Source organism: Kribbella hippodromi (assembly GCF_039531045.1).
GTDB lineage: Bacteria > Actinomycetota > Actinomycetes > Propionibacteriales > Kribbellaceae > Kribbella > Kribbella hippodromi.
The window spans coordinates 39919-47422 of record NZ_BAAAPH010000040.1 but is presented as its reverse complement, the minus strand read 5'-3'; the positions used below and the strand labels follow the sequence as shown (position 1 = coordinate 47422).

General features: G+C 68.0%; 7 protein-coding genes and 1 pseudogene. 5 read left to right on the top strand and 3 right to left on the bottom strand.

Annotation, left to right across the window (positions count from 1 at the left end):
* Nucleotides 1-262 precede the first annotated feature (262 nt).
* Nucleotides 263-409, bottom strand: a complete 147-nt coding sequence (locus ABD260_RS36645; RefSeq protein WP_344241453.1) for a hypothetical protein — start codon at nt 407-409, stop codon at nt 263-265.
* 97 nt (nt 410-506) lie between these two features.
* On the opposite strand from ABD260_RS36645, the gene ABD260_RS36640 reads away from it, so the two are divergent.
* The 3 genes from ABD260_RS36640 (at nt 507) to ABD260_RS36630 (ending at nt 4204) form a co-directional block, all read left to right on the top strand.
* Entirely contained in the window at nt 507-1238 is a 732-nt protein-coding gene (locus ABD260_RS36640) for a type VII secretion protein EccE (RefSeq protein ID WP_344241452.1), read from the top strand.
* Between the two features lie 216 nt (nt 1239-1454).
* Nucleotides 1455-2564, top strand: a complete 1110-nt coding sequence (locus tag ABD260_RS36635; protein ID WP_344241451.1) for a helix-turn-helix transcriptional regulator — start codon at nt 1455-1457, stop codon at nt 2562-2564.
* Nucleotides 2561-4204 carry an AAA family ATPase gene (locus ABD260_RS36630; RefSeq protein ID WP_344241449.1) on the top strand — a complete coding sequence of 548 codons (1644 nt, stop codon included), beginning with the start codon at nt 2561-2563 and terminating at the stop codon, nt 4202-4204. Before ABD260_RS36635 ends, ABD260_RS36630 begins: the two co-directional genes overlap by 4 nt.
* On the opposite strand, the gene ABD260_RS36625 is transcribed toward ABD260_RS36630, so the two are convergent.
* Nucleotides 4199-4756 carry a hypothetical protein gene (locus ABD260_RS36625; protein WP_344241447.1) on the bottom strand — a complete coding sequence of 186 codons (558 nt, stop codon included), beginning with the start codon at nt 4754-4756 and terminating at the stop codon, nt 4199-4201. The genes ABD260_RS36630 and ABD260_RS36625 overlap by 6 nt on opposite strands.
* Entirely contained in the window at nt 4753-5310 is a 558-nt protein-coding gene (locus ABD260_RS36620; RefSeq protein ID WP_344241445.1) for a hypothetical protein, read from the bottom strand. The genes ABD260_RS36625 and ABD260_RS36620 overlap by 4 nt, the downstream gene beginning before the upstream one ends.
* 119 nt (nt 5311-5429) lie before the next feature.
* On the opposite strand from ABD260_RS36620, the pseudogene ABD260_RS37725 reads away from it, so the two are divergent.
* Together ABD260_RS37725 and ABD260_RS36615 are read left to right on the top strand one after the other, a co-directional pair.
* Nucleotides 5430-6194, top strand: a pseudogene (locus ABD260_RS37725) (protein kinase domain-containing protein); the annotation flags it as partial.
* An 879-nt stretch (nt 6195-7073) separates the two neighbouring features.
* Complete coding sequence (locus tag ABD260_RS36615; RefSeq protein WP_344241443.1) at nt 7074-7439, top strand: hypothetical protein; 366 nt, start codon at nt 7074-7076, stop codon at nt 7437-7439.
* Nucleotides 7440-7504: the final 65 nt, after the last annotated feature.

Sequence of the window (7504 nt, the reverse complement as noted above, 5' to 3'; positions counted from 1 at the left end):
AAGGAGTTGGTCTTGTGAGTTGTCTTCCTAAGACCGCTTGGCCTCCGACTTCCAGACCTGCACCGACACCGAACACCCCGGCGCCATCAACCACCACCGCACGCCCAGCCTCACCAGTCCACGCCCCACACCCCGCGCCACCCACGTACGCACCACGCCCGACGCCGGCACCTCACCCCGTCAGCGCAGTACCCACCTCCACCACAGCACCTGCCACGTACGCGACACCATCCCCCGCACGCACCACCGCGCCGGCGCCCGGCTACTCCACCGGAGCGACCGCCACGTATACCCCCGCTTCGACCGCAGCAGCATCAGCCGCCGCGACCAGGTCCGCGCCCGTCGGCACACCGCGGCCCGTACCCCACCCAGCAACCACCACCGCAGCTACACCGGTCGGAGCGTCCACCCCCAGCACCAGCCACCGGCCCCGGGTAGGCGTGGGACAGGCGGTTTGCTGGCAGCTTGTGATTGGACTGCTAGCTGCCTCAGCGGGACACAGCTGGGTGTTCGAGGTAGTAGCTGGACTACTCGCACTAGTAGTGGCTGCAACAACAGCAACCTGGTGGAACGGGGCCTGGACGTACACCTGGGTCCACCTGGCAATCAGCTACCTGATCCGCGGCACCAGCTTCACCCCGCTGGAAGGCGTACGCGGCCACCTCACCCTGGCAACCAACGACCTAGGCACGATCGTCCGGTCAAACGGCATCACCGTCCTGCTGGAAAGCGACCTCCCCACCGACGTGACCCCCGCAGACCTGCTGGACGAACAACCCCACCCGAAACACCCAGCACTCCACCTGAAGCTGATCCGCCGCCCCGGCCGCGTCTGGATCGGAGTCACCGCAGTGCGCTCCCAGGAGCGGCCCCAAGACACCGACCTGGAGCTACTGCTCACCAACACCATCCGCCGCCTCACCAAACGCCTCCACCGCCGCGGCCTCCGAGCCGAGCCACTCACACCGGACGAGCTATCCAACCTCCTCACCACCCTCACCCCCAAGCACGTAACCGAGGAATGGGACGCGCTGGTCCTGGACCAAACCAACACCCGCTACCGCATGTACGCGCTGCCCGCCCACCTGGCCCTCCACCAGCCCGGAGCAGTCACCGTGACAACCGCCACCAACCTGAACCACGCCCTGGTACTGGCCCAAGCCACCGCCCCACAATCCCCAGCCGCAACCCGCCAGACCGCCCGCCACCGCACCGCCTACACCGCCGCCCTGCCCTGACCACCCGCTGCTCCAGGCGTTCCTGAACAACCGCTGTACCAGCGCAAACTCCCGCTGGACGGCCGCTGTATCAGGCGGCAATCACGCCCACTGGACAGGCGCTGTATCGGCTGTATCGGGGGTGGACCGCCGCAAGACGCCCGCTGGATGACGGTTCGCGATGGTTCTCGTGTTCACACCGAGTCCATCGACTCACCGAATCGAGCGAGGTGTCCCGTGTACCACTCAGAGCCCGCCGAAGGCCCTTCGTACCCCCGTGCGGCGCGCTACCCCCGCGCCGTACAAGCGGCTGTTCAAGCAGCCCCGCAGGCCCGCACCACCGGACTGCGGCTCGCACATCTCGGCGTCGACCCGACCGCCGAGCGGATGTACCTGGTAGTGCTCGAGCGCCCCTCCTGGACCGCCGCCGAGCTGGGCGAACGGCTCGGCCTGGACGACGTCTCCACCCGCCAGCTGATCGAGCAACTGACCGCCCTCGGCCTGCTCGCCCGCGGCAGCTCGGCTGACGTGGTCCGCCCGCTCAACCCACGGCTCAGCCTCACCGCACTGCTCGCCGAGCGGGAGGCGGACCTGGCTCGCGTCACCCGCGACCTGGAACGCAGCCGGGTCGCCGCGGCCGAGATCGCCGGTGAGTACGCCCGCCGGCACCCCGCTCCACTGGGCGACAGCAACGGCGCGGTGGACTGGGCGACCAGCCCGGCCGCAGCCCAGCGCACCATCGAGGGCCTGCTCCGAGCAGCAACCGGTGAGGTGCTGGTGAGCACTCCGGCTACTACAGCCGTCTCCGACCCGATAGCCGGACTCCGTGAGCTCGGCACCAGTCCACTCATCCCACCGGTTCGCTACCGCATTCTCGTACCGGATGCGGCCCGTACGGACCCGATGCTCTCCCGCCGGCTGCAGCAGCTGACCCGCAACGGTGCACAGGTCCGTACGGCAACCACTGTCCCGCTCTGCGCGATGATCGTCGACACAGCGACCGTAGCGCTGCCGGCCGACCGGACTGGTCGCGGAGCTGTCAGCATCCTCCGACTGGCCGCAGCAGTTGGCGCAGTGACCGAGCTGTTCGAGCGGGTCTGGCACACCGCCACTCCACTCCGCCAGCCGGCCGGTCTGGGTGACGCGTCCGGTCTGACTGTCCGCGAACGCGAAGTGCTCTCGCTACTGGGTGACGGCGGCACCGACGCCTCGGCAGCCGCTCAGCTCGGTGTATCCGTCCGGACCGTCCGGCGGATGGTGTCAGAGATGATGGCGCGGCTCGGCGCGCAGAGCAGGTTCCAGGCCGGCCTGAAGGCGGCCGAGCGCGGCTGGGTGGGTCCGCGATGAGCCGTACTCTCCTGGTCGCACCAGGTCGTCCGGGCGCGTACCCGAGCATCACCGCCGCCGTACTCGATGCTCCTGTCGATGCAGTCATCTCCATCGCACCGGGGGCGTACTACGAGACCGTCGACCTCGCAGACCGTTCATTGACACTGGTGGCTGACGCCGGTGAGGTCGTCATCGACGCAACCACCGCACCCGTACCTGCACTGCGCTGCTCCAATGGCCGACTAGCTCTCCGCGAGCTGACCATCCGTGCGGGTGACGCACCGGCCGTACAGCTCGACGGCGGCACCCTGCGAGCCGAACGCTGCGCTCTGTCCGCTGGGTTCGGTCCAGTGCTGCTCGTAACCGGTCCGGCTGAGCTGTCCGTGTCGCACTGCCAGGTAGACGGCGGCGAGCACGGCCTCGTACTGGAAGACTGCACCGCCCAGGTCGAACATACGAAGGTCAATGGCGTGTCAGCCGACGGTGTCATCGTCCGTCTCGGTGCGACAGCAGTACTCCGCGACTGTCAGCTCACCGATTGCGGACGCCGAGGCGTGTACGCGTACCAGTACGGTCGTCCGACTCTGGAGAGCTGCGAGATCTCCGGTACGGCAGAAGCGGGCGTACTGATCGCGTACGACTCCACCGCTGTACTACGCCACACGCTGGTCCGCGACACTGCGGGACCGGCCATTGTGTACGGGCGTCGCTGCCGCGGCGAAGTGGTGTCCTGCCGCTGGGAGAACACCGCCGAACCAGCACTGGATGTCGCCGAGCCGGAACTGGTGTCCGTGACAGCAGCGCCACAGGTGGAAGTACAAGCCGTCGAGCCCACTGCGGCAGATGTGGAGTCGCTATTGAAGGAGTTGGACGCGATGGTCGGTCTGGCGAGTGTGAAGGACGAGGTACGCAGCCTGATCGACGAGCTACAGGTCAACGAGTGGCGCCGCAAAGCCGGACTGCCAATCGGTAGCCTGAGTCACCACCTGGTGTTCGCCGGTGCACCTGGCACTGGCAAGACGACGGTCGCCCGCATCTACGGCAAGCTACTCGCGGCGCTCGGTGTACTCCCGAAGGGCCAGTTCAACGAGGTCGCCCGGCGGGACCTGGTCGGTCAGTTCCTTGGTCACACCGCCGAGAAGACCACGACGGTGTTCGAGAGCGCGACCGGTGGCGTGCTGTTCATCGACGAGGCGTACGCGCTGTCCCGGGCCGGTGCGGAGAACGACAGCTTCGGCCAGGAGGCGATCGACACCCTGGTGAAGCTGATGGAGGACCATCGCGACGAGGCAGCGGTGATCGTGGCGGGCTACAGCGACGAGATGGTGCGGTTCATGGACGCCAACCCGGGCCTGGCGTCCAGGTTCTCCAAGACCATCGACTTCGAGAACTACGCCCCGGACGAGCTCACACTGATCGTGCAGCGGATGGTCGCCGCGCAGCAGTACGACCTGGACGACGACGCCGCACCGATCCTGGAACGGCATTTCGCGGTGGTTTCCCAGGCCGCGAACTTCGGCAACGCCCGCGACGCCCGCCGCTTGTTCGACCGGGTACGCAAAGCTCAGTCACAGCGCCTGCGCCGATTGGGCGGCATGCCCAGCGTCAGCGAGCTACGGACGTTCCAGCTCGATGACGTGATCGCGGCGGTGTCATGAGACTGGTTCAAGTACAGCGACGAACTCCGAGAGCAGGGTGGATACGCCGTCCAGGACGATGTCGAGCTGGGCGTTCGGTGCGGCCGGTTCGCTCTCGTTCTGTGCGCCGATGGTCGCCAGTACTTCGCAGTGCGCCCACAGCGACGGTGCGACCCAACCCCACTGCCACAGCTCGTACACCGTCGCGTCCACCACAGCCAGCGGGTCCAGCCCTGGTACGCCAATGGCGAACCGGTCCGGGTCGCCGCGCCGGTTGCCGAGCCCAATGAACAGTGGAAGCAGCCGGTACTGCTGCGCGAGTGTCATTGCGTCATCGGCCGTCACTAGTACCCCGCGGTCCAGCAACGCGTGTACATGTCGTTCCGCGTCCTCGATGTCCGCGTCACTGCACTCAGTCAGCAGGTCAGGCAGATTGGACCAGCGATGCGCCAGTACCCAGACGCCGAACTCGGACTCGGTCAGCTGCTCGGCTGTACGACCTACGCGGACCATGTGCTCAGCAGAAGTGAGCGGACCGGCGCCGTGGCCGACTGGGAACACTGTGGCTGTCATGGCTGCTCCGGTGCGGCGAAGTCGAGGCATGCCGCGTTTGGTGTCAGTAGTGCGTGCAGCATGGTCAGTACGGCGGTGAGGTCGACTTCGTGTTCCTTGCAGGCAGTCAGCAGGTTGGGAGACAGGTGAGCCCACAACCACAGGTCGTACAGCGCGCGGGTCATACCGGCGAGCGGCAGGTCGGTAGTGCCCGATCTGAACATGGCTGGGACGTCGGTGGTGTTCCCGAGGCCGAGCTGCAACGGCAGGAGCCGGTGGCGGGCCGCGAAGGTTGTCGGGTTGTCCGGGTCGACCTCGGCCAGCAGATGCCTGGCCAGCAGGCTGTCGATCACTGCGACCGGGAAGTCGCTGGTCAGCAGGGTCATGATGCGCGTACGGTCCCAGACCGCCTGGCCGGCGTCGCTCAGCCCGTGGGCCAGCGACCAGACGGTGAACTCCTCGTCCGACAGTTCGACGATCTCGCCGCCGAGGCGGACCTGCTGCACGTGGTCGTCCGCGCTGTCGGTGTAGTACGTCCCGAGGCAGTGACCGATCGGGAACATCAACGTGGCCATGGAACTCACGGTGCCAGGACGTGCCGGTGCCGCACCGGTGCTTGCAGCATGTGGCCAGACTGTGGCCGCACCGGCCGGTGTCGCGGCGGACGACCTGTTCGCGCGGGAAGATGTGAGTTGTGACAGACAAAGGACCTGACTCCGTCCCGGCCATCCCAGGCTGTACGGACGTGGTGCTGGTCCGGTCCGGAATCCCCCGGGTGTACCGGTGCGTGCGGCAAGGTACTGCTGCCAGTGCGCTGGTGTACCCGGTGCGGGTCGATGCTGGTACTGCAGCCACGTTCAGCAAGCAGGCGAAGGTGCTGCAGGGGGTTGATCATCCTGCGGTTGCGCGGGTGCTGGAGTCGGGGCTGGCGGACGGGTATCCGTACCTGATCAGCACTGCGGACGCCGGGACGCTGGCGGAGCAGGTCCGTGAGCAGCTCCGCTCGCCTGCTGAGCTGGCTGTGCTGGGGCAGCAGCTGGCGGAGGGGTTGGCGGCGGTGCACGCGGCCGGTCTGGTGCATGGTGGGCTTACGCCTGGCGCTGTGGTGCTGTTGCCGGACGGCCGCCCGCAGCTGTCCGCGTTGACGCTGGGGCTCGGGCAGCACACCGGGCATGCTGCGCTGAACTCACCGAGTCAGTTGTACGTAGCACCGGAGACGCTGCGGGACGGGACTGTCAGTACGGCATCCGACTTGTACGCCCTGGGTGCTGTTCTACACGCGGCAATCAGCGGCAAACCACCACTGGCCGCACGGATGGGCGAGACCGCCGGCGAACACATCCTCCGCGTACTGAACGAGGCCCCGCCCCGGCTGGATGTACTTCCGGACGCGTTCGCGGACGTGATCGCCCAACTGCTGGAGAAGACACCCGGCAGCCGCCCCCAGTCCGCAACCGCCGCAGCCCACTCCCTAGCCGCACTAGCCGCCCCCACCACCCCACCCCTCCCCGCCGTCCGCCCCGTAACCGCCACACCCGCACCCACCACAACTCCCACCCCCACTGGTTCCCCCACCAAACCCCCAGCCCCACCCCGCCCCCGCCCAGCCCTAATGTCCCGAACCCACCTAACAACATGGCCCCCAGCAACCACCCCTCACCCCACGAACACGTCTTCCCCCAGCAACTCCCCCGCCGCGAACACCACACCCGCCACGTCCCCCACCACCCAGCCCCACCCAACAACAACCACCCCCACCGCGCCGCCCCACCCGGCCATCCCAAGCCTGAACCCACACCCCACCACCCCACCGCAGCCACCACACCCGGTGCAGCCGCACGCACCCAGCACAAACACCCAGCCGACCAGCACCCCACAAACCGCACCACCACGACCCACTGGCTCAGCACAGGGCGCAGCACCCGCGACACCCGCGCCGGGCGCACATGCACAACCCGGCGGAGCACCACCACACCCGCCAGCTCCCGGCGTACACACCCAGCCACCATCACCGGTGGGAGCTCCTGCACCGGGCGGATACGCACAGCCGGGTGAGGGCACAGCCCCACAGCCATCTGTTCGGGGTGGGCAGGCGCAGCCGTGGGGTGGGGTGGCCTCAGCGGCTTCCGTGCCGGATGTGCATGCGCAGCCGAGTGGTGGAGCGCCTGGTGGACGGGGGCGGACCGGTGCGGGCGGGCATGCGCAGCCGGCAGGCGCGGTGGAGGGTGAACCGGGTGGTACGCGGGGCCGGCCGGGTGCTAGTGCGGGTCAGACGGGTGCTGGTGCGGGTGGGAAGGCTCGGCGGCGTGGGTGGTTGGTGGGGGTGGGTGGGGTGGTGATGGCGGCTGTGGTGGTTGCTGCGTTGGCGGTTGTCAATCGGAAGGACCAGAGCGACCACCAACCGATTGCCGGCACGACACCATCGCCCGCGTCGACCCCGGCGCTTGTCGTCAAGCTGCAACCGCCTGCGGACCACAGCACGTACGTGGAGCTGACCTGGACCGGACCGGCTGACGTGAACTACGCCGTCGTCGTCGCACAGGTTGGCAAACCTGCTGACTTGAAGCTCGTCTACAAACGGACCAAGTACCGGGTCGCGGTGGTCCCGGGCGTCCAGTACTGCTTCGCCGTGCAAGCAACCGACGGCATCAACACCGCCGAAACCGACCCCCGCCCAGTCCGCGACGCCCAGTGCGCCCACTGACCGAGCCCGTACAGGTGCTCTCCGGCTGATCCAGCTCAACCGCCCCGCCGGCTCCGAGCAACGGA